A 21,922-nucleotide genomic window follows, 5' to 3' on the forward strand; every position below is an offset into this window, starting at 1 on the left:
GTTCGGAAGGGGCGGCCTCGGTCGCCCCTTTTCACGAGATGTAGCCTGAGGACCCATGAGCAGCGTTACCGAGCTCTACCACCAGACCCTGGCCGAACGCGGCTTCACGGCCGATCCCGCGCAGCTGCGCGCCATCGCGGCCCTGCAGCGCTGCCAGGATGAATGGGCGGACTACAAGGCCCGCCGCAGCAATGCCGTCACCAAACTGCTCGTGCGCCCGCCGATCCCGCGCGGCGTCTACATGTACGGCGGTGTGGGGCGCGGCAAGAGCTTCCTCATGGACTGCTTCTTCCAGGCCGTGCCCTTGACGCGCAAGACGCGCCTGCACTTCCACGAGTTCATGCGCGAGGTGCACCGCGAGCTGCAGGACCTCAAGGGCATCGCCGACCCGCTGGATGAGCTGGGCAAGCGCATCGCCAAGCGCTTCCGGCTGATCTGCTTCGATGAATTCCATGTGGCCGACGTGACGGACGCGATGATCCTGCACCGGCTGCTGGACGCGCTGTTCAAGTACCGCGTGTCCATCGTCACCACCTCCAACTTCCATCCGGACGGCCTCTATCCCAACGGCCTGCACCGCGACCGCATCCTGCCGGCCATCGAGCTGCTCAAGGACAAGATGGAGGTGATCAACGTCGACCACGGCACCGACTATCGCCAGCGTTCGCTGGAGCATGTGGAGCTCTACCACTGCCCGCTCGATGACAAGGCCGACGCCGCGCTGACGCATGCCTTCGAGAGCCTGGCCGAAGCCAAGGACGAGGACCCACGGCTGCACATCGAGCACCGTGAGCTGCGCTCGCGCCGGCGCGCGGGCGGCGTGGTGTGGTTCGATTTCCAGACCTTGTGCGGGGGCCCGCGCTCGCAGAATGACTACCTCGAGCTGGCCTCGCGCTTCCACACGCTGATCCTCTCCGGCGTGCCCGAGATGCCCGTGCGTCTGGCGAGCGAAGCCCGACGCTTCACGTGGCTCGTGGACGTGCTTTACGATCGCCGCTGCAAGCTGATCATCTCGGCCGCCGTGCCGCCGGATCAGCTCTACACCGAGGGCCCGCTGGCCCATGAGTTCCCGCGCACGGTGTCGCGCCTGCAGGAAATGCAGTCCCGTGAGTACCTGGAGCTGGAACGCCGCGAAGTGGACACCTCCCTGACATGAACCGATGGCCTCGAACGCCGGCGCGCACCGGCCTGCTGCTTGCCCTCCTCGTGCGGTGCGCGAGCGCCGCGATGGCGGCTGACGCGCCGGCGGGCGAGGGGCGCGCCGCGCTGCGGGCGCAGATCGAGCGCCGCTACCAGGCGGACGTCGAGGCCTGCCAGACGCGCTTTGCCGTCAACGCCTGCGTGCAGGAGGCCCGCACGGCCCGGCAGCAGGCGCTGCAGCCGCTGCAGGACGAGGAGATCGCCGAATCCCAGGCCGAGCGCGAGCAGCGTGCGGTGCAGAGCCGGCATCGCCTGCGCCAGAAGGCCCAGGATCAGGCGCTGCTCGAGGCCCAGCGTCGGAGTGCCGCCTTGATGGCGCCGCCGCCGGCCAGCATCCCGGAGGCCGCGCCGGCGGCCCGTGCGGCCTCCCGCGAGGCGCGGGCGGTGCCTGACGTCGAGAAGCAGCGGAGCGAAGCCGAGGCCGCCGCGGCGCGGCGCGCCCAGGACCAGAAGGAACGGCTGGAGAAGGCCGAGGCGCACCGCCGGCAGGTCCTGCAGCGCCTGCAGGATCGCGCCCTGCACAAGCCGCTGGCCCCGCCCCTGCCACCCGCCAGCGCCGCCTCGGCGCCCCGCTGAGGGCCTCGCCGCGGGCTCGGGCGCCCGTGTCAGGGGGGGCTCAGCCGAGCGGCTCGATCCGTACCACGGCCAGCGAGAGGTTGTCCCCGCTGCCGTGCGCTCGCTGGCGGGCCTTGTTCAGCAGCAGCTCGGCGGCCTCGCGGGGCGGCAGGCTGTGCAGCACGGTGCCGAGCTCGCGCGGATTGAAGTAGTGCCACAGGCCGTCGCTGCAGGCCATCAGGCAGTCGCCGGGCTCCAGCGGACCGATCTGGTCGGGCGTGGGCGTGGGGTCCTGCACGGTGCCCAGGCAGCCCGTCAGCAGGTTGGATTGCGGATGGGTGCTGGCCTCGGCCTCGCTGATCTTGCCTTCGTCGACGAGCCGCTGCACGTAGGAATGGTCCAGCGTGCGCTTGAGCATGTTGGGCCCGCGGAAGTAGTAGATGCGGGAGTCGCCGGTGTGCAGCCAGTGGCACTGGCGGTCCGGGGTGATCAGGTAGGCGGCGAGCGTGCTGTGCGGCTCCTCCTCGGCGGAGATGGCGGTCAGCTTGATCATCAGGTGAGCCTCGTCGGCGATCTGGCGGAGCAGGTCGGCCGGGCTTTCATCGTCGGGCGAGAAGCGCTCGAAGAGCTGCTGCGCGGTCAGCACGACCTGGTCGGCGGCCTTGCGCCCGCCGCTCTTGCCGCCCATCCCATCCGCCAGCACGGCCAGCAGGCAGCCTGGCACGCGCGGGTGCCCGATGACCTGGACCTGGTCCTGCTGGTAGGTGCGGTCGCCCCGGTGAATGCCCGTGGCGGCGTTCAGTCGAAATCCAGGATTGCTGCGGCTCATGCGGTCTCTCGAGTTTGCCCAAAACTATAATCGCGATTCCGCCACGCACCGGCGCTGCGGCCCCCATTCAGGCGCCTTTCCCCCGCGATCTACCCACAAATGGACGCAGATCTTCACTCCCTGTCACGCCAGCTGATCGAATTGCGGATGGAACACGCGGACCTGGACAGCCTCATCGACCGCGCGTCGGTCATGCTGCCCCTGGACGAGCTGCAGCTGCAGCGCCTCAAGAAGCGGCGTCTGGTCCTGAAGGACCGCATTGCCCGGCTGGAGAAGGCCAGCGATCCCGACGAGCCGGCATGAAGGCCGGCAAGCCCGGCCAGGGCCGCGCGCGCACCGCGCCGTGCCACGGTCGATCCACCCTCCCAAGACCGCTCGGGCCCCGCGCCTGACCCAGACGACGTCACGCCCTTGAGCACTTCCTTGAGCCCTTCGGCCCCCGATCCTTCCGCCGCTGACACCGCCAGCCCCCCGGCCCCGGCCGGTACCGATGCCGAGGCCGCTCCGAGCGAGCTGGAGCAATGGGTGCAGGCGGCGTTCGACCAGGGAGGGCCCCTGTCGCGGGCGGACGCCTCCTACCGCCCGCGTGCGCCGCAGCTCGCGATGACGCAGGCCGTGGCGCGGGCCATCGCGCGGCGTGAGACGCTGGTCGTCGAGGCGGGTACCGGCGTGGGCAAGACCTTCGCCTATCTCGTGCCCGCACTGCTGAGCGGCGGCCGCGCGCTGATCAGTACCGCCACGAAGAGCCTGCAGGACCAGCTCTTCCTGCGCGACCTCCCGCGGCTGTGCGAGTCGCTGTCCGTGCCGGCGCGGATCGCGCTGCTCAAGGGGCGCAGCAGCTATCTGTGCCTGCATCGCCTGGAGTACGCCCGCCACGGCGCCGAACTGCCCGACCGGCGCGCCGTGCTGGCGCTCGCCCGCGTGGAGCGCTGGGCGCAGCAGACCCGCAGCGGGGATTTCGCCGAGCTGGACGGCCTGGATGAGCGCTCGCCCGTCATCCCCATCGTGAGTTCCACGCGCGAGAACTGCCTGGGCAGCGAGTGTCCGCAGTGGAGTGGCTGCTTCGTGGTCAAGGCCCGGCGCGAGGCGATGGAGGCTGACATCGCCGTCGTCAACCATCACCTCTTCTTTGCCGACATGGCCCTGCGCGACAGCGGTGTGGCGGAGCTGCTGCCCAGCGTGGAGGTGGCGGTGTTCGACGAGGCGCACCAGCTCACCGAGGCTGGCGTGCAGTTCCTCGGGCAGCACCTCGGCACCTCGCAGCTGATCGACTTCGCGCGCGACGTGCTCGCCCTCGGCCTGACCGAGGCCCGCGGCGCGCTGGACTGGCAGGCGCTGCATGCCCAGCTGGAGCGGGCCGCCCGCGAGCTGCGCCTCGTGTGCGCGGGCCGGCTCAAGGAGCTGCGCGGTCTCATCAAGCTGCGCTGGAACGAGCGGGCCGGGGAGGAGGATTTCGCGGCGGCGCTGGCCGACGTCGCCTGCGCGGCGGACGAAGCCGCTGATGCGCTGGCCGAGGTCGAGAACGGTTCGCCGGACTTCCTGCGCCTCATCGAGCGGGCGCGCCAGCTGTCCGAGCGGGCCCATGCCTTCTCGCAGGACCCGGCGCCCGGCGCGGTGCGCTGGATCGACATCAGCCCGCACCAGGCCCGCCTCGTGGAGTCGCCCCTGGACATCCGCGAGGCCATGCAGGAGCAGCTGAAGGCGGCGCCCAAGGCCTGGGTCTTCACGTCGGCCACGCTGGGCGATGACGAGCGCCTGAGCTGGTTCACGGAGTCCGCTGGCCTGACGGACGCGCGCGTGCTGCGTGTGGGCAGCCCCTTCGACTACCCCGCCCATGCCCGGCTGTACGTCCCGCGCGGCTTCCCGAAGCCCTCCGAGCCCCATCACTCGGCCAGCGTGGCCGTGCTCGCGGCGCGCTGCGCGCAGGCGCTGGGCGGCCGTTGTTTCGTGCTCACCACCACGCTGCGGGCGCTGCAGGTGATCGGCGATGCCCTGCGCACCGAGCTGGAGACGCTCGGCGCCCCGCTCAAGGTGCTGGTGCAAGGCTCGATTCCCAAGCGCATGCTGCTCCAGCAGTTCATGGAGGACCCGCGCGCGGTGCTCGTGGGCTCGGCCAGCTTCTGGGAGGGCATCGACGTGCCGGGCGACGCGCTGCAGTGCGTGATCATCGACAAGCTGCCCTTCCCGCCGCCCAACGACCCGCTCGTCGAGGCACGGGTGCAGCGGCTGGAGAGCGAGGGGCGCAATGCCTTCGCCGACTACTTCATTGCGGAGGCCGCCATCGCGCTGAAGCAGGGGGGCGGGCGGCTGATCCGCACCGAGACGGACAAGGGCCTGCTTGTCGTCTGCGATCCGCGCATGGCCGGCATGAACTACGGTCGCCGCCTGCGGGGCGCCCTTCCGCCGATGACGCCGGTGGCGAACGAGGGCGAGGCGCTGACCTGGCTGCGCAGCCTGGCGGCGGAGCGGGCCGCGTCGCCCTGAGGCATGCCCTGGGCCATGCGCCCAGCAAAAAGGCGCATGAGCCTTCGCTGCATGCGCCTTGTGCGGGGCGGGCGCTCAGTCGCGCCCATGACCCGGATGGGTCACCAGAACTTCCACCAGGACTTCTTGGCGGCGGGCTCGTTGCCGGCCAGGTACTGGCTCTTCGGGAAACTCTTGCGCAGCACGCGCTCGGCGTCGTCGCGGAGCTTCTCGAGGCCCAGCTTGTCGTAGCTGCGCACCATGATGGACAGCGCTTCCTCGACGGCCGGAGCGGTCTCGAATTCCTTCACGGCCGACTGCGCGCGGTTGGCTGCCGCCACAAAGGCGCCGCGGTTCAGGTAGTAGCGGGCCACGTGCACTTCGTAGGCGGCCAGCGTGTTGGTGATGAAGTCGATGCGGATGGAGGCATCGGGGGCGTACTTCGATTCCGGGTACTGCTCGACCACCTGGCGGAAGGCCAGCAGGGCGTCGCGCGAGGCCTGCTGGTCGCGCTCGGACACGTCCTGGTTGGCCAGGCGGCCGAACAGGCCCATGTCCTCGTTGAAGTTGACGATGCCCTTCATGTACAGGGCGTAGTCCATTGCCGGGCTCGAGGGGTTGAGCTTGATGAAACGGTCCAGCGCGCTGATGGACTGGGCGCGGTCGCCGCTCTTGTAGTGGGCCCAGGCGATGTCCAGCTGTGCCTGCTGGGCGAGTACCGTACCGGCCGCACGGCCTTCGACCTTCTCCAAGCCCTTGATGGCGCGGTCGAAGGCGCCCGAGGCCAGGTCGTCCTTGGCCTCTGAGTACAATTTGTCCAGGCTGGCCTGCGAGTTGGGATCGTCCTTGAAGGTCGAGGAGCAGGCCGCGAGCGCCAGCACCAGGCCGCCGACCATCAGGCGGGCGAGGCCGCGCAAAGGCCTGCCGTCAGGCGAGACGGGCTGAGCGACGGGTTGAAGGCCGCGCTGCGTCGGGTGACGCTTCCCCAGGAAATCCATCATGGTCCATCGGCCAGGCGCCCAAGCGCCAGCCCAGCTGAAAAAGGAGCGGCGATTATATGGTTCAGGCTTTGGCGGACCTGAAAGCCACGCAAGAGATGGCAGCCGCCGACTTCGAGTCGGAGGCGGATGCCGAGGCAGGCGCCTCGGAGGTCGAGGTCCGGGAGGCCCGGGTGGGCTATGACGCCCAGGGGCAGCGGCTGGACAAGTTCGTGGTCGGCATGGCGCCCGAGTTCTCACGCAGCCATCTGCAGGGGCTCATCGAGCGGGGGCTGGTGCAGGTGCAGGGGCAGGTGCAGAAGACGGCGGCGCGCAAGGTGCTCGCCGGCCAGCTGGTCCGCGTGGAACTGCAGCCCACCGAGGAGAGCCAGGCCTTCCGCGCCGAGCCCATGGCGCTGGACATCGTTCACGAGGACGCCCATCTGCTGGTCGTCCACAAGCCCGTTGGCCTCGTGGTGCATCCGGCGCCCGGCAACTGGTCCGGCACGCTGATGAACGGCCTGCTGGCCCATCACGCGCAGGCGGCGCACCTGCCGCGCGCCGGCATCGTGCACCGGCTGGACAAGGACACCTCCGGCCTGATGGTCGTCGGCAAGACGCTGGAGGCCACGGCAGGGCTGTCGCGCCTCATCGCGGACCGTGACGTGCACCGCGAGTACCTGGCCTTGTGTCACGGGCGCCTGGCGGACGAGCTGCACATCGATGCCCCGATGCGCCGCGACCCGGCCTCCCGCGTGAAGATGGCCGTGCTCAGCGGCGGCAAGGCGGCGCAGACGGATGTCTACCCGCTCGCGCACACGGCCGAGGCGCCGTGGATCAGTGCCGTGCATTGCGTGCTGCACACCGGCCGTACGCACCAGATCCGGGTGCATCTGGCGCACAAGGGGTATGCGCTGCTCGCCGATGCCCTGTACGGCGGCACCCCGGCGCTGGGCCTGACGCGCCAGGCGCTGCATGCCGCCAAGCTGAGTTTCGTGCATCCCATGACGGGGGAGACGATGGTCTTCCTGGCGCCGCTGCCGCCGGATCTGGCCGAGGCCTGGGCCCAGGCGGGATTCCCCGAGCCGGCCCTCTGACGGGGGGTGATCGCGCTCAGGGTACAATCCGGCCGCAAAGCATGGAAGCAAGGGGCTCGGTGACGAGTCGCGCTGTGGGTCAGGCCTGGATTGCCGCGGAAGTTCGGCCGCAATCTGCAGGTGTGATCCACGCCGCAGCCGCTGGCTGGAGCCAGGAACCTCGCCCCATCCCATGCCGGTGCCCGGTGGTCGTCCGTGAGGGACGATCGGCACCTGACGGCGAGCGTGAGTTTCGCCACCCGAGTTGCCGGATCCTCGATGTCCCTGAATGTGCCGATGCACTGCGGCCCCCGTGCTGTCTGATGCGGGAAGCGGTGCACGCGGGCTGGGTCCCGGCAGCATGAGCTGATGTTTGCTCGAGGGCCCGCCAGGCCCTCCGTTGGAACACTGTTGAACACCATGGCCAGCTCGACGAGCAGGCGCTGCCGACACACGCGATGAACACGCAGGAAGCCAAGCGAATCCTGGAGACCGCGCTCATCTGTGCGCAGCAGCCCCTGACGATCAAGGATCTGCGCAGCCTGTTCGCCGACGAGATCGGTGCGGACAGCCTGCGGATGCTGCTGGACGACCTGGCGGACGACTGGTCGGACCGCGGCGTGGAGCTGGTCGCGATTGCCAGCGGCTGGCGTTTCCAGAGCCGCCCGGAGCTGCGGGAGTACCTCGACCGCATGCACCCGGAGAAGCCGCAGCGCTACTCGCGGGCCGTGATGGAGACGCTGGCCATCATTGCCTACCGCCAGCCGGTGACGCGGGGCGACATCGAGGACATCCGCGGCGTCGTGGTGTCCACGCAGATCGTGAAGCAGCTGGAAGACCGCAACTGGATCGAGGTGGTCGGGCACCGGGAAGCTCCGGGGCGCCCGGCGCTCTACGCGACGACGCAGCAGTTCCTGGATGACCTCGGTCTGGCCAGCCTGTCGCAGCTGCCGGCCCTGGAGGCGGCAGGGGAGCCCGGTGCGGCCTTGGTCGAGGCGCTGGAAGGGCAGGGGTCGCTGCTGGAGGCGGGTACGCCGGCCGAAGGTGGTGAGACGGCGGTGGTGACCGACGCGGGCGTGCCGTCCGCGACGGACGCCGAGGCCGGACCCGACGTGATCGAGAACATGGCCCTGTCCGCACCGCAAGGGGTGGACGAGGCGATGGAGCCCCCCGAGGGGCGAGAAGTGCAAGTTGATGAAGGCGTCCCTGGTGACGCCGCAACGGTGGTGACCGAGGTCGCTGCCGTCCCCGCTGAGCAGGAGGCCCTGGTGCCGCAGCAAGCTCAGCATCCCGATGTGAATGACAAGGTGCAAGCTGACGCATGAATGCCCATGACACCGATCCGGCCGCCGACGGCGCGGGCGCAATGAACCCCGAAGCCGAAGCGCCCAAGCCGCGCGCGCCGCGCAAGACCGCGGCCAAGAAGGCGGCCGAGGCTGCCGCTCCGGCGGCGGCAGAGGCCAGCGCCGAGGCGCCGGCGCCCAAGCCCCGCGCACCGCGCAAGACGGCGGCCAAGAAGACCGCCGAGGCGGCACCCGTGGGGGATGCCGACGCTGCGCCGGCTGGCGTGCCGGAGGCTGCGGCCGACGACGCCAAGCCCGCCAAGGCGCGCGCCCCGCGCAAGACCGTCAAGGCCAAGGCCGAGGCAGGGGATGCGGTGGCGGACGCGGTGGTGGCAGTCGCCACGCCCGCTCCCGCCGCGGCGCCCGAGGTGACCGAGTCCGCCGCCGAGACCTCTCCCCAGCAAGCGGCCGATGCGCCGGTCGCTGGTGGCGAGGAGGGGGGCGAGGACGGCCGGGGTCGTCGCAACCGCCGCCGGGGTCGTCGCGATCGCGATGGCGAGCGTGGCGAGCGTGGGGAACGCGGTGGTGAGCGTGGTGGTGAGCGTGGTGGTGAGCGTGGCGGCGAACGTCAGGCCCGTCCCGAGGCCGTGTTCACGCTGGCTCCCGAAGGCGAAGCCGCGGGAGGCGACGACGCGCCCGAAGCCTTGCTGGCTCAGGCCGGTGAGCGCTTTGCCGAGTTGCTGTCCGGCGCCTATGACGGCGAGGAGGGCGAGGAAGCCGCCGTGGCCGAGGAGGCCGCCGTCGAGGACACCAAGCGCGTGCTCGCGCCCGAACTGGACGCGCCCAAGCTGCAGAAGGTGCTGGCCCAGGCCGGCATCGGCTCGCGCCGTGACATCGAGGACATGATCGCCGAGGGCAAGATCTCGGTGAACGGCGAGGTGGCCCACATCGGCCAGCGCATCTCCTTCGGGGATCGCGTGGCCGTGAACGGCAAGCCGATCAAGGTGCGCATCCAGCCGCCGGCGCCGCGCATCATTGCCTATCACAAGCCCGCGGGCGAGGTGGTCACCCACAACGACCCGGAAGGCCGTCCGACGGTCTTCCGCCGCCTGCCCAAGCTGCACCAGGGCAAGTGGCAGTCGGTGGGGCGCCTGGACCTGAACACCGAAGGCCTGCTGCTGTTCACCAACTCCGGCGAACTGGCCAACCAGCTCATGCACCCGCGCTTCGGCGTGGAGCGCGAGTACGCCGTGCGCGTGCTGGGCACGCTCAACGAGGAGCAGCGCGCCAAGCTGCTGTCGGGCGTCGAGATCGAGGGCCAGTCGGCCAGCTTCAAGAGCATCGAGGACGGCGGCGGTGAGGGCGTGAACCACTGGTACCGCGTCATCATCACCGAAGGCCGCAACCGCGAAGTGCGCAAGCTCTTCGACGCCGTGGGCCTGACCGTCAGCCGCCTGATCCGCATCCGCTACGGCACCGTCGTGCTGCCGCGCGGCCTCAAGCGCGGCGTGTGGGTCGAGCTGGAAGACGGCGACGTGCGCGTCATCCGCCGTCTGGCGGGTGGCCCGCGCGAGGAGCGTGCCGAGCGCGGTGGCGATCGCAATGCGCAGCAACCGCAGCAGCGCGACCGCAAGAGCGGCAAGCGCCGTGGCGACCGTGCGCAAGGCACGGGTCCGCGCCCGAGCCGCCCGCAGGAGTCGCAGCAGCCGCGTCCGGAGCGCAAGGAGCGCTTCGTCGAGCCGCGCGCCCAGGACCGGGGCCGCGACCGCGATGACGACGAGGAAGACGACTTCATCCCGCGCAACATCAACCCGCTGGAGCAGACCTTCGACCGCCGCTTCGCGAGCGGCAAGTCGCGTGGCATCCCGCAGGGCTTCGGCCGCGGCGGCAGTGCGCCGGACCCGGTGGATCCCGGTCCGCGCGGCGGCAAGAAGGGCGGCGGCGGCCCCCGCGAGCCGGATCCGATGCAGACGTCGGTCGGCTACATCGGCGCTGACGCCTTCCATCGCCGCAGCGGTGGCGGCGGCCGGGGTGGTCGTGGCGGCGGCGGTGGTGGTGGTGGCCGAGGCCGCCGCTGAGCCTGCCGCTGACGGCGCAATCTCTCACAAGTCAATCGGGGCGGACACCGCCCCTGCATGTTCCCGCAGTACAATCATCGGCTTTGCCAAGCCTCAGATTCCAGGAGAAAAAATGGCCATCGAACGCACCCTTTCCATCATCAAGCCCGATGCCGTGGCCAAGAACGTCATCGGTCAGATCTACTCGCGCTTTGAAGGCGCCGGCCTGAAGGTCATCGCTTCCAAGATGGCCCACCTGTCGCGCGGCGAAGCCGAGGCCTTCTACGCCGTCCACAAGGCTCGCCCGTTCTTCAACGACCTGGTGAACTTCATGATCTCCGGCCCCGTGATGATCCAGGTGCTGGAAGGCGAAGGCGCCATCCTGAAGAACCGCGACCTGATGGGCGCCACCGACCCGAAGAAGGCCGAGAAGGGCACCATCCGCGCCGACTTCGCCGACAGCATCGACGCCAACGCCGTGCACGGCTCTGACGCTCCCGAAACCGCCGCAGTGGAAATCGCTTTCTTCTTCGCCGGCATGAACGTCTACAGCCGCTAAAACGCGCCAACGCCTCTTGCAGCGAGCCTCAAGGGGCGAGTCGCAACAAAGCCGCCTCAGGAGGCCGTCATCGCGGCCGTGCTGCCTTGTGCAGTGCCTGGGGCGGTCGGCATTTGAAGAATGAAGAGCGCCGGGCTGCCGCTGCCTGCCCGTCCCGCGCGGCGGGACATCCGCAGTGGCCCTGGCGTTTCCTTGAGAGGCAAGACCATGAACGACGCGGTCACCCCATCCGGACTCACGAACCTGCTCGGGTTCGATCTCGAAGGCCTGGCCGCGTACTGCGAGCAGCTGGGGGAGAAGCGTTTTCGCGCGACTCAGCTCTTCCGCTGGATCCATCAGAAAGGGGCGTCTGACTTCGCGCAGATGTCCGACCTGGCCAAGTCCCTGCGGGACAAGCTGGCCACCCGCGCCTACATCCAGGCCCTGCCGGTGATCTCCGAGCAGGCCTCCGCCGACGGCACGATCAAGTGGCTGTTCGACGTGGGGCAGGGCAATGCCGTCGAGGCGGTGTTCATTCCCGAGGACGATCGCGGCACGCTGTGTGTCTCCAGCCAGGCCGGCTGTGCCGTGGGCTGCCGTTTCTGCTCCACCGGCCACCAGGGCTTCAGCCGCAACCTCGAGACCTGGGAGATCCTGGCCCAGCTGTGGTTTGCCGAGCACCACCTGCGCGTGCGCCTGAACACGCCCGACCGCGTCATCAGCAACGTCGTGATGATGGGCATGGGCGAGCCGCTGCAGAACTACGCGGCCCTGGTGCCCGCGCTCAAGGTCATGCTGGACGACCACGGCTACGGCCTCTCGCGCCGCCGCGTGACGGTGTCCACCTCCGGCGTCGTGCCCATGATGGACCGCCTGCGCGAGGACTGCCCCGTCGCGATGGCGGTGTCGCTGCACGCGCCCAGCGATCCGCTGCGCGACCAGCTCGTGCCGCTGAACAAGAAGTACCCCATCGCCGAGCTGCTGGCGGCCTGCAATCGCTACCTCGACGCCGCGCCGCGCGACTTCATCACCTTCGAGTACTGCATGCTCGATCAGGTGAACGACACCCCCGAGCAGGCCGAGGAGCTGGTGCGCCTGCTCAAGGGCAAGGTGCCCTGCAAGCTCAACCTGATCCCGTTCAATCCCTTCCCGGCCTCCGGCCTGAAGCGAAGCCCCCGGGAGCGCGTGCAGGCTTTCGCCGAGGTCCTGATCCGTGCCGGCATCGTCACCACGGTGCGCAAGACGCGCGGTGACGACATCGACGCAGCCTGCGGGCAGCTCGCCGGAGAGGTGCAAGATCGCACCCGCGCGCATCTACGCATGGTGCGGCCGGTGGTTGTAGTGAAGAATGCGGCCGACCGTTCTGCCGAGGGTGCGGACTCCGTGCCCGGGCAGCCCACTACTTGATCTCGAGTCACGCCCCTCCATGATGACGTCAGCGATCGTGTTCCCGAATTCCCGCCCCGGCCGCCCCTCGGGCCGCCGTGTGCGTTCCCTGCTGCAGCAGGGCCTCCTGGCGATCTCGGCGGCGCTGCTGCTGCCCGGCTGCGCGAGCACGGGCGCCGGCAGCTCCACCGAGCCGAAGACGGACAGCGATCGCACGGATGCCGACCGCCGCTCCTCGGTCCGCATCGAGCTGGCCACCGGCTACTTCACCCGCGGCCAGTACGAGACGGCGCTGGACGAGATCAAGCAGGCCCTGGCCCTGAAGCCGGACCTGCGCGAGGCCATCAACCTGCGCAACCTCGTCTATGCCGCGATGGGCGAGACCGCCATGGCGGAGGAGGGCTTCAAGCGCGCGCTGAACTCGGCGCCGGCAGATGGTGACGCCATGCACAACTACGCCTGGTTCCTGTGCCAGCAGGGGCGTTGGACGCCGTCGCGCGCCCTGTTCGAACAGGCCCTGGCCCTGCCCAACTACCGCGGCATGGCCCGCACGCTGCTGGCCCGAGGTGTCTGCGAGGCCCGCAACGGCGAGTGGCCCGCCGCCGAGCGCAGCCTGTCCAAGGCCTTCGAGCTCGAGCCCGGCAACCCCGCCGTGGCCCTGAACCTGGCCGAGGTGCTCTACCGCCAGCAGCAGTATGAGCGCGCCCGCTTCTATGTGCGTCGCATCAACACGCAGGCTGACTTCGTGAACGCGCAGAGCCTGTGGCTGGAGCTGCGCATCGAACGCCGCCTGAACAACGGCGTGGCCGTCGATGACCTGAGCCAGCAGCTGCGCCGTCGCTTCAGCGACGCCGCGGAGACCCAGCGCTTGAGGGATGGGCGATTCGATGACTGATCGCGAGCTGTCCCCCGGGCACGAGGCGGCAGGCCTGGGCCTGCGCCGTGCCGAGCCCTCCACGGCTGGTGCGCGGCTGAAGGCGCTCCGCGAGGCGTCCGGCATGCACATCGGTGTTCTGTCGGCAACCCTGAAGGTGCCGCAGGCCCGGCTGGAAGCCCTGGAGGCGGACCGTCTGGGCGAGTTGCCCGATGCCACCTTCGCCCGGGCCCTGGCCAAGGCGGTCTGCCGCGTGCTGAAGGTGGACCCCTCGGAGGTGCTGGCCCTGCTGCCCGCCTCGACCGAACCAGGCCTGGAGCGGGTCAGCAAGGGCCTGAACCAGACGTTCAAGGCCCAGGCACTGGGCGGCGGCGGCGTCAGCCTTGCCGTGCTGCGCAAGCCTGTGGTGCTGGCGCCCGTCGGCGTGCTGCTGGCGGCAGCCGTCGTGTATTTCCTGCCTGCCGACTTCGCGGCCCGCTGGAAGGCCTCGGACGTCGGCACCGGTCCGGTGGCGGCCAGCGAGCCGGCCTTCGATCCCGCTGCCGATGCGCGCGTCGGCGCCGTCTCCACGACGGCCCCGACGCCGCTGAGCACCACGGCCCCGGCACCGGCGGCGTCCGCCCCGGCGGAGGCGAGTGCCGGGCCCGCCGTCCTCGCGCCGGCCTCCACGCCGTCCGCCCCCTCGATGCCGGGTGCGTCGGTTGCCGCCTCGGCCGCGACCGTGCCTGCGCCGGCCGTGGCGTCTGCACCGGCGCCCGTCAGCCCCCCGGCTGCCGCCGCGACGCTCCCGTCGGGGGGCACCGCCGGCCTGGCGCCGCTGCGCCTGCGGGCCAGCGCCGACACCTGGGTCGAAGTGGCGGATGCCCGCGGCCAGGTCCAGTATTCCCGCCTGATGCGTGCCGGCGACGTGGCGGACCTGCAGGTGCAGACGCCGGTCAAGGTGCGTGTGGGCAATGTCTCGGGCACCAGCCTGAGCCTGCGCGGGGAGCCCGTGGACCTGCTCGCCCGCTCCCGCGACAACGTGGCCCGACTGGAACTGCCCTGAGCTGCGCCGCCCGCGGACCGCAGCGCTGAACTAGCCGAAAGAAGTGATGAGTGTGACCCCGACGACCCCGTCCGAAACGTCCGACCGCCTCGACGCCATCGCGGCGGCCCGGCCTGCGGCCCGCCGCAGTCGCCAGGCCCGCGTGCGCTGGGGCGACCGCATCGTGACCATCGGCGGCGATGCCCCGGTGCGCGTGCAGTCCATGACGAACACGGACACCGTGGACGTCATCGAGACTGCCATCCAGGTGAAGGAGCTGGCCATCGCCGGTTCGGAGCTGGTGCGCATCACGGTCAACACGCCGGAGGCCGCCGAGGCCGTGCCGCACATCCGCGATCAGCTCGACCGCATGGGCATCGACGTCCCGCTGGTCGGCGACTTCCACTACAACGGCCACCGCCTGCTGACCGAGCATCCCGCGATGGCCCAGGCGCTGTCCAAGTACCGCATCAACCCCGGCAACGTGGGCAAGGGCGACAAGAAGGACCGCCAGTTCGCCCAGATGATCGAGGCGGCGATGCAGTACGACAAGGTCGTGCGGATCGGCGTCAACTGGGGCAGCCTGGACCAGGAACTGCTGGCCCAGATGATGGACGACAACGCCCGCCGCGCGCAGCCCTGGGATGGCCAGCAGGTCATGTACCAGGCGCTGATCCAGTCGGCCCTGAGCTCCGCCAGCTATGCCCGCGAGCTGGGCATGAACCCGGACAACATCATCATCAGCTGCAAGGTCAGCGGCGTGCAGGACCTGATCTCGGTCTACCGCGCACTGAGCCAGCGCTGCGACTACGCCCTGCACCTCGGCCTGACCGAGGCCGGCATGGGCACCAAGGGCACGGTGGCGTCGGCCACGGCCCTGTCCATCCTGCTGCAGGAGGGCATTGGCGACACCATCCGTGTCTCGCTGACGCCCCAGCCCGGCGAGTCCCGCACCCAGGAGGTCGTGGTGGCGCTGGAGATCCTGCAGTCGCTCGGCCTGCGCGCCTTCAACCCGAGCGTCACGGCCTGCCCGGGCTGCGGCCGCACGACCAGCACCACCTTCCAGGAGCTGGCCAAGCAGATCGACGACTATCTGCGCGCCCAGATGCCCATCTGGCGTGCCAAGTACCCCGGCGTGGAGAACATGAAGGTGGCCGTGATGGGCTGCATCGTCAACGGCCCTGGCGAGAGCAAGCATGCCGACATCGGCATCAGCCTGCCCGGCACCGGCGAGGCGCCCGCCGCCCCCGTGTTCATCGACGGCGAGAAGGCCCTGACCCTGCGCGGGGAGGGCATCGCGACCGACTTCCAGGCCCTGGTCGAGAACTACATCGAGAAACGTTTCGGCGCTCAGAACGCCTGAGCCCCCGCGAAAGAGTCCATGAGTGATCTGAAGAAGCAGCCGCTGCAGGCGGTGAAGGGCATGAACGACATCCTGCCGCCGGAATCGGCGCGCTGGGAGTGGCTGGAGGCCAAGATGCGCAGCGTGCTGCAGCGCTACGGCTACCAGAACGTGCGCACGCCCATCGTCGAGCCCACCGCGCTGTTCGTGCGCGGCATCGGCGAAGTGACGGACATCGTCGAGAAGGAGATGTACGCCTTCGAGGACCGCGCCGACAAGCACGGCCAGGCCGAGCATCTGGCCCTGCGGCCTGAGATGACGGCCGGCGTGGTGCGGGCCATGACCGAGCATTCCTTCCTGCGCGATTCGGGCCGCCGCCTCTATTACTTCGGCCCGATGTTCCGTCGCGAGAAGCCGCAGAAGGGGCGTTACCGGCAGTTCCACCAGATGGGCGTCGAGGCCCTGGGCTTCGCGGGGCCCGACGTGGACGCCGAGGTCATCCTGATGGGCAGCCGCCTGCTGCGGGAGCTCGGCTTGCTGGACGGTGAGCATTTCCGTCTCGAGCTCAACTGCCTGGGCGCCCCCGATGAGCGCCGCGCCCACCGCGAGGCCCTGGTGGCCTACCTCGAGCAGCACAAGGCCATGCTGGACGAGGACAGCCAGCGTCGCATGTACAGCAACCCGCTGCGCGTGCTCGACACCAAGAATCCCGCCCTGCAGGACATGGCCAATGGGGCCCCCAAGCTGCTGGACTTCCTGGGCGAGGCCTCGCTGGCGCACTTCAACGGCGTGCGCGCCATCCTCGATGCGGCGGGTGTGAAGTACACCATCAACCCGCGCCTCGTGCGGGGGCTGGACTACTACAACCTGACCGTCTTCGAGTGGATCACCGACAAGCTCGGGTCGCAGGGCACCGTCTGCGGGGGTGGCCGCTACGACGGCCTGATCGAGCAGCTGGGTGGCAAGCCGGCGCCCGCCGTGGGCTTCGGCATGGGCATCGAGCGCATGCTGCTGCTGCTGGAGGAAGTGGGTGTCGCGCCGGATGCCCCGGTGCCGGATGCCTATGCCATCGTGCCTTCGGCCAGTGGCCTGCCGCAGGTGATGGTGGCCCTGGAGGGCCTGCGCGCCGAGGGCGTCACCGTGGTGATGCATCCGGGGCAGTCCAGCATGAAGTCTCAATTCAAGAAGGCCGATGCCAGCGGTGCACGCGTGGCGCTGATCTTCGGCGATGACGAACTTGCCCGCGGCGAAGTGGGGCTCAAGCCCTTGCGCAACGAAGGCGAAGCCCAGTCCCTGCGCAAGCTGGCCGAGGTGGCTTCCTGGGCACACGAACTCCGCAACGCATAATCGCGGCTCAATCACCCCATTCCCTACCGAACACAAGCAATGGCGTCGCATCTCGATCTGGAAGAACAGGAACAACTGGAAGCGCTCAAGGCCTTCTGGAAGCAATGGGGCAATCTCATCAGCGGCGGCCTGACCGTCGTGCTGCTGGCCTATGCCGCCTGGATGGGCTGGAACTGGTGGCAGCGTGACCAGGGCGCCAAGGCCACGGCACTGTACGAGCAGCTGTCCAACCAGGTGGAAGCGGGCGATGTGGACAAGGCCAACGCGGCCTTCGCGATCCTGAAGGAGCGCTTCCCGTCCACCGTGGCCGCGGCCCAGGGCGCGCTGCTGCAGGCCCGCCTGCAGCATGACAAGCAGAACGATGACGGCGCTCGCGCCACGCTGGCCTGGGCGGCTCAGAACGGCGCTGACGCCCTGTACCAGGACATCGCCCGCCTGCGTCTGGCCGCGCTGCAGATCGACGCCAAGCAGCTCGACGAAGCCGGCAAGACCCTGGACGCCGTGAAGACGGCCGACTACGCCGCGCTCGTGGCGGACCGCCGCGGCGATCTGGCCGTGCTGCAGTCGAAGCCCGAGGTCGCCAAGGCCGAGTACCTGAAGGCCTACCAGGGCCTGGACAAGAACCTGGACTACCGCCGTCTGGTCGAGGCCAAGCTGGCCACCCTCGGCGCGGCCGTCCCGGAAGATGCCAAGGACGCCAAGGACGCAGCCAAGGAGTCCGGCAAGTGAGCACGACCTCCCTGAACCTGCTGCGTCGCGGGCTGCTGCTGGCCACCGTGCCGGCCCTGCTGTCGGCCTGCTCGCTGTTCTCCACCTCCAAGGAAGCCAGGCCCGCGGCGCTGGAGACCGTGACGCCGGCCATCGCCGGCAAGGTCGTCTGGCAGCAGCGTCTGGACAGCATCCGTTTCCCGCTGAACACCGTGGCGCTGGCCGACAGCTTCGTCGTCGCGGACGGTGACGGCCGCATCGAACGCCTGAAGGCGGCCGACGGCACCGTGGTCTGGCGTGCCGACCTGAAGGAGCGGCTGGCAGCCGGCGTGGGCAGCGACGGCCGCTACGCCGCCGTGGTGACCCGCAACAATGAGCTGGTGTCCCTCGACGAGGGCAAGACCCTGTGGCGCAAGCCGCTGGCCGTGCCCATCCTGACCGCCCCCCTGGTGGCGGGCGAGCGCATCTTCGTGCTGACGGTCGACCGCGCCGTGCTGGCCTTCGATGCGATCGATGGCCGCAAGCTGTTCGAGGTGCGCCGCCCGGGTGATCCGCTGACGCTCCTGCAGCCCGGTGCCATCACCAGCTACAAGGACACCCTCGTCGTCGGCCAGGGCTCGCGTCTGGCGGGCGTCGATCCGCTGCGCGGCACCATCCGCTGGGAAGCCAACGTCGCCAATCCCCGTGGGACCAACGAGGTGGAACGCCTGGCCGATGTGGTCGGCCCCCTGGTGCGCACCGGCGAGCTGCTGTGCGCCCGTGGCTTCCAGTCCGCGGTCAGCTGCATCAACGCCGAGCGTGGCTCGACCGTCTGGACCCGCAACGTGGGCGGCGCCATGGGGGTGGGCGGCGACGCCCAGGCCATCGTGGCGGCGGATGCCTCCGATCGCCTGACGGCCTGGCGCACCAGCAATGGCGACGTGCTCTGGAATGCCGAGCAGTTCCTGAACCGCAAGCTCTCCGCACCGCTGCTGCTGGGCCAGAGCGTGGTCGTGGGGGACTTCGAAGGCCAGGTGCACTTCCTGAATCGCGACACCGGCAAGACGCAGCTGCGCCTGCCGACGGACGGCTCGGCGATTGCCGCGGCGCCGGTGGCCGCCGGCAACACCATCCTCGTCGTGACCCGCAATGGAGGCCTGTTCGCGCTGCGGCCCCAGTGAGGCCGCGCGCCTGTGGCGCCTCCCGTTTTTTGAAAGAAGAACAAGAACATGAAACCCGTGATCGCCCTGGTGGGCCGCCCCAATGTGGGCAAGTCCACGCTGTTCAACCGGCTGACCAAGAGCCGTGACGCCATCGTGGCCGACTTCGCCGGCCTGACGCGCGACCGGCACTATGGCGACGGCCGTCTCGGTGACCGCGAGTTCATCGTCATCGACACCGGGGGCTTCGAGCCCGACAGCTCCACCGGCATCGTCAAGGAAATGGCCAAGCAGACGCGCCAGGCCGTGGCCGAGGCCGATGCCGTGGTCTTCGTCGTCGACATCCGCCTGGGCCTCTCCGCCCAGGACCAGGACATCGCCCGCTACCTGCGTGCCTGCAACAAGCGCATCTACCTCGCCGTCAACAAGGCCGAGGGCATGAGCGAATCGCCCCTGCTGGGCGAGTTCCACGAGCTGGGCATGGGTGAACCCCATCCCATCTCCGCGGCCCATGGCCAGGGCATTCGCAGCATGCTCGAGGCCGTGCTGGAAGGCTTTGACTACGGCGATGAGGACGGGGAGGGCGCCGAGGAAGAGCAGGTGATCCGCCTGGCCGTCGCCGGCCGGCCGAACGTCGGCAAGAGCACGCTGATCAACACCTGGCTGGGTGAGGAGCGCCTCGTCGCCTTCGACATGCCGGGCACCACGCGCGATGCCATCTCGGTGGACTTCGAGCGCCAAGGCCAGAAGTTCAAGCTCATCGACACCGCGGGCCTGCGACGCAAGGGCAAGGTCTTCGAGGCCATCGAGAAGTTCTCGGTCGTCAAGACGCTGCAGGCCATCGCGGATGCCAACGTCGTGCTGCTGCTGATCGACGCCACGCAGGGCGTCACCGACCAGGACGCGCACATCGCCGGCTACATCCTCGACAGCGGCCGCGCCGTGGTCGTGGCCATCAACAAGTGGGATGCCGTCGACAGCTACCAGCGCGAGATGCTGCAGCGTTCCATCGAGGCCCGCCTGTCCTTCCTGAAGTTCGCGCCGGTGCTCAACATCTCGGCGCTCAAGCGGCAGGGCCTCGGTCCGCTGTGGAATGCGCTGGCCGATGCGTATTCGTCGGCCTACAAGAAGATGACCACGCCGGTGCTCACCCGCCTGATCCAGGAAGCCGTGCAGCATCAGCAGCCGCAGCGCTCCGGCGTGTCGCGTCCCAAGCTGCGCTATGCGCACCAGGGGGGCATGAATCCGCCGATCGTGGTGATCCACGGCAATGCCCTGGACAGCGTCTCCGATGCCTACAAGCGCTACCTGGAGGGCCGCATCCGCGCCCACTACAAGCTCTCGGGCACGCCGCTGCGCATCGAGATGCGCTCATCCAAGAATCCATTCCTGGATAAGGATGACTGATTCCCGGGCGCGGGGAAACCCGCGGCTGTGTTAAGGTGCCGTTCTCCCTTCCCCTCTCACAACACGGAGCATATCGTGAGCAACAAAGGACAACTCCTGCAAGACCCCTTCCTGAACCTCCTGCGCAAGGAGCATGTGCCGGTGTCCATCTACCTGGTCAACGGCATCAAGCTGCAGGGCCACATCGAGTCCTTTGACCAATATGTCGTGCTGCTGCGCAACACGGTCACTCAGATGGTCTACAAGCACGCCATTTCGACGGTGGTTCCCGGCCGCGCCGTGAACTTCCACGCCAACGACGGCGCCGAAGGCGCTGCCTGAGAGGACTCGCCGTCACGGCTGATGCCGTGACGGCCTCCACCGACCTTGAGTTCTTCAAGCCATTCCGCCGCGACGCCGCCCTCCGAGGCGGCGCGCGCCATTCTTGTGGGCGTCGATTTCGGACGCGGCGCCCCGTTCGATCCCACGCTGGACGAGCTGGCCCTGCTGGCCGCCTCGGCCGGGGACACGCCCGTGGCCCGCGTGACCGCGAAGCGCCAGGCGCCCGATGCCGCGCTGTTCGTCGGGTCCGGCAAGGCCGACGAGATCAAGCTGCTCGTGCAGGCCCACGGCGCCCACACGGTGCTCTTCGACCAGGCCATTTCGCCGGCCCAGCAGCGCAATCTGGAGCGTGTCCTCGGTGTGCCGGTCGCAGATCGCACGGCCCTGATCCTCGAGATCTTCGCCGCCCGCGCCAAGAGTCATGAGGGCAAGCTGCAGGTCGAGCTGGCCCGCCTCCAGTACCTTGCGTCGCGCCTCGTGCGACGCTGGAGCCACCTGGAGCGCCAGAGCGGGGGCATCGGCATGCGCGGCGGCCCCGGCGAGGCCCAGATCGAGCTGGACCGCCGGATGATCGACGACCGCATCAAGAGCATCAAGGAGCGGCTCAAGAAGGTGCAGCGCCAGCGCAGCACCCAGCGCCGTGCGCGGGCCCGCAACGGCGTGTTCCGCGTCTCGCTGGTCGGCTACACGAACGCCGGCAAGTCCACGCTCTTCAATGCGCTGGTGAAGGCCCGCACCTACGCAGCCGACCAGCTCTTTGCCACGCTGGACACCACCACCCGCTCGCTGTACCTCGAGGAGGCGTCCACCAGCGTGTCGCTGTCGGACACCGTGGGCTTCATCCGCGACCTGCCTCACAAGCTCGTGGAGGCCTTCCAGGCCACGCTGCAGGAGGCGGCCGATGCCGACCTGCTCCTGCATGTGGTCGATGCGGCGTCGCCGGTGCTGGACGAGCAGATGGTCGAGGTCGAGCGCGTGCTCGAGGAAATCGATGCCGCCGGCATCCCGCAGCTGCTGGTCTACAACAAGCTGGACCGCCTTGAGGACAACCAGCGCCCGCGCCAGCCCTCGGACTGGATGGAGCGCCCGAACGGCCAGCGCGTGCCGCGCATCTTCGTCAGCGCCCTGAGCGGCGAGGGCCTGGACCTGCTGCGCGCCCAGATTGTCACCAGCATGCGGGAGCAAGGCCTGACCCCCGACGCAGCGCCGCACGACCCGCGCTTGATTTCCCTGGCCCAGCCGCCACATGAGGACGAATGGTCCGCGCCGCCGGGGCCTTCCGAATCCGGAGGCCAAAGCGATGGACAATGACCCCGCGCCCAATTCCAACACACAGGCATGAGCATGAATCACGCTGAGCGCGCCGCTGGCGCCCCCACGCTGCGAGAGACCGCTG

20 protein-coding genes are annotated in these 21,922 nt (G+C 69.4%); 18 read left to right on the plus strand and 2 right to left on the minus strand.

Going from position 1 to position 21,922, the window contains the following annotated elements:
- Positions 1 to 55 precede the first annotated feature (55 nt).
- Positions 56 to 1,156 (plus strand): cell division protein ZapE, encoded by a 1,101-nt coding sequence (gene zapE, locus QRD43_RS09850; RefSeq protein ID WP_285982297.1) that lies wholly within the window; start codon positions 56 to 58, stop codon positions 1,154 to 1,156.
- Positions 1,153 to 1,776 (plus strand): hypothetical protein, encoded by a 624-nt coding sequence (locus QRD43_RS09855; protein WP_285982298.1) that lies wholly within the window; start codon positions 1,153 to 1,155, stop codon positions 1,774 to 1,776. The genes zapE and QRD43_RS09855 overlap by 4 nt, the downstream gene beginning before the upstream one ends.
- 40 nt (positions 1,777 to 1,816) lie before the next feature.
- Here the strand turns inward: QRD43_RS09855 and QRD43_RS09860 are convergent, their stop codons facing one another.
- The gene (locus tag QRD43_RS09860) at positions 1,817 to 2,584 is read right to left on the minus strand and encodes a PP2C family protein-serine/threonine phosphatase (protein WP_285982299.1); all 768 of its coding nucleotides are present in this window, start codon (positions 2,582 to 2,584) and stop codon (positions 1,817 to 1,819) included.
- 99 nt (positions 2,585 to 2,683) lie between these two features.
- Here QRD43_RS09860 and QRD43_RS09865 point away from each other — a divergent pair, with 99 nt between their 5' ends.
- Entirely contained in the window at positions 2,684 to 2,887 is a 204-nt protein-coding gene (locus QRD43_RS09865) for a YdcH family protein (protein ID WP_285982300.1), read from the plus strand.
- A gap of 222 nt (positions 2,888 to 3,109) precedes the next feature.
- Positions 3,110 to 5,068 (plus strand): DNA repair helicase YoaA, encoded by a 1,959-nt coding sequence (gene yoaA / locus QRD43_RS09870; RefSeq protein WP_285982513.1) that lies wholly within the window; start codon positions 3,110 to 3,112, stop codon positions 5,066 to 5,068.
- 101 nt (positions 5,069 to 5,169) lie between these two features.
- Here yoaA and QRD43_RS09875 read toward each other — a convergent pair whose 3' ends face one another.
- Entirely contained in the window at positions 5,170 to 5,943 is a 774-nt protein-coding gene (locus tag QRD43_RS09875; RefSeq protein ID WP_285982514.1) for an outer membrane protein assembly factor BamD, read from the minus strand.
- Between the two features lie 161 nt (positions 5,944 to 6,104).
- Here QRD43_RS09875 and QRD43_RS09880 point away from each other — a divergent pair, with 161 nt between their 5' ends.
- The 14 genes from QRD43_RS09880 (at position 6,105) to hflX (ending at position 21,837) form a co-directional block, all read left to right on the plus strand.
- Positions 6,105 to 7,121: an RluA family pseudouridine synthase gene (locus tag QRD43_RS09880; protein WP_285982301.1), complete on the plus strand. Its 1,017-nt coding sequence runs from the start codon at positions 6,105 to 6,107 to the stop codon at positions 7,119 to 7,121.
- Between the two features lie 437 nt (positions 7,122 to 7,558).
- Complete coding sequence (scpB, locus tag QRD43_RS09885; protein WP_285982302.1) at positions 7,559 to 8,425, plus strand: SMC-Scp complex subunit ScpB; 867 nt, start codon at positions 7,559 to 7,561, stop codon at positions 8,423 to 8,425.
- The gene (gene rluB / locus QRD43_RS09890; RefSeq protein WP_285982303.1) at positions 8,422 to 10,461 is read left to right on the plus strand and encodes a 23S rRNA pseudouridine(2605) synthase RluB; all 2,040 of its coding nucleotides are present in this window, start codon (positions 8,422 to 8,424) and stop codon (positions 10,459 to 10,461) included. The genes scpB and rluB overlap by 4 nt, the downstream gene beginning before the upstream one ends.
- A 112-nt stretch (positions 10,462 to 10,573) precedes the next feature.
- On the plus strand, positions 10,574 to 10,999 hold the full coding sequence (gene ndk, locus QRD43_RS09895; RefSeq protein ID WP_285982304.1) for a nucleoside-diphosphate kinase: 426 nt from the start codon (positions 10,574 to 10,576) through the stop codon (positions 10,997 to 10,999).
- 207 nt (positions 11,000 to 11,206) lie between these two features.
- On the plus strand, positions 11,207 to 12,385 hold the full coding sequence (gene rlmN, locus QRD43_RS09900) for a dual-specificity RNA methyltransferase RlmN (protein WP_285982305.1): 1,179 nt from the start codon (positions 11,207 to 11,209) through the stop codon (positions 12,383 to 12,385).
- A 19-nt stretch (positions 12,386 to 12,404) separates the two neighbouring features.
- Entirely contained in the window at positions 12,405 to 13,259 is an 855-nt protein-coding gene (gene pilW, locus QRD43_RS09905) for a type IV pilus biogenesis/stability protein PilW (RefSeq protein WP_285982306.1), read from the plus strand.
- Positions 13,252 to 14,283: a helix-turn-helix domain-containing protein gene (locus QRD43_RS09910; protein WP_285982307.1), complete on the plus strand. Its 1,032-nt coding sequence runs from the start codon at positions 13,252 to 13,254 to the stop codon at positions 14,281 to 14,283. Before pilW ends, QRD43_RS09910 begins: the two co-directional genes overlap by 8 nt.
- A gap of 46 nt (positions 14,284 to 14,329) precedes the next feature.
- Complete coding sequence (ispG, locus tag QRD43_RS09915) at positions 14,330 to 15,625, plus strand: flavodoxin-dependent (E)-4-hydroxy-3-methylbut-2-enyl-diphosphate synthase (protein WP_285982308.1); 1,296 nt, start codon at positions 14,330 to 14,332, stop codon at positions 15,623 to 15,625.
- Positions 15,626 to 15,643: 18 nt separating this feature from the next.
- On the plus strand, positions 15,644 to 16,951 hold the full coding sequence (hisS, locus tag QRD43_RS09920; RefSeq protein ID WP_285982309.1) for a histidine--tRNA ligase: 1,308 nt from the start codon (positions 15,644 to 15,646) through the stop codon (positions 16,949 to 16,951).
- Positions 16,952 to 16,990: 39 nt separating this feature from the next.
- Positions 16,991 to 17,680, plus strand: coding sequence for a YfgM family protein (locus tag QRD43_RS09925; protein ID WP_285982310.1), 690 nt, complete (start codon positions 16,991 to 16,993; stop codon positions 17,678 to 17,680).
- Positions 17,677 to 18,819 (plus strand): outer membrane protein assembly factor BamB, encoded by a 1,143-nt coding sequence (gene bamB, locus QRD43_RS09930; RefSeq protein WP_285982311.1) that lies wholly within the window; start codon positions 17,677 to 17,679, stop codon positions 18,817 to 18,819. The genes QRD43_RS09925 and bamB overlap by 4 nt, the downstream gene beginning before the upstream one ends.
- A 48-nt stretch (positions 18,820 to 18,867) precedes the next feature.
- Positions 18,868 to 20,205: a ribosome biogenesis GTPase Der gene (gene der / locus QRD43_RS09935; RefSeq protein WP_285982312.1), complete on the plus strand. Its 1,338-nt coding sequence runs from the start codon at positions 18,868 to 18,870 to the stop codon at positions 20,203 to 20,205.
- Positions 20,206 to 20,280: 75 nt separating this feature from the next.
- Complete coding sequence (gene hfq, locus QRD43_RS09940; protein WP_285982313.1) at positions 20,281 to 20,526, plus strand: RNA chaperone Hfq; 246 nt, start codon at positions 20,281 to 20,283, stop codon at positions 20,524 to 20,526.
- 45 nt (positions 20,527 to 20,571) lie between these two features.
- Positions 20,572 to 21,837 carry a GTPase HflX gene (hflX, locus tag QRD43_RS09945; RefSeq protein WP_285982314.1) on the plus strand — a complete coding sequence of 422 codons (1,266 nt, stop codon included), beginning with the start codon at positions 20,572 to 20,574 and terminating at the stop codon, positions 21,835 to 21,837.
- Positions 21,838 to 21,922 lie beyond the last annotated feature (85 nt).

The sequence above is a fragment of the Roseateles subflavus genome (assembly GCF_030285365.1).
In the GTDB taxonomy this organism is placed as follows: domain Bacteria; phylum Pseudomonadota; class Gammaproteobacteria; order Burkholderiales; family Burkholderiaceae_C; genus Roseateles_B; species Roseateles_B subflavus.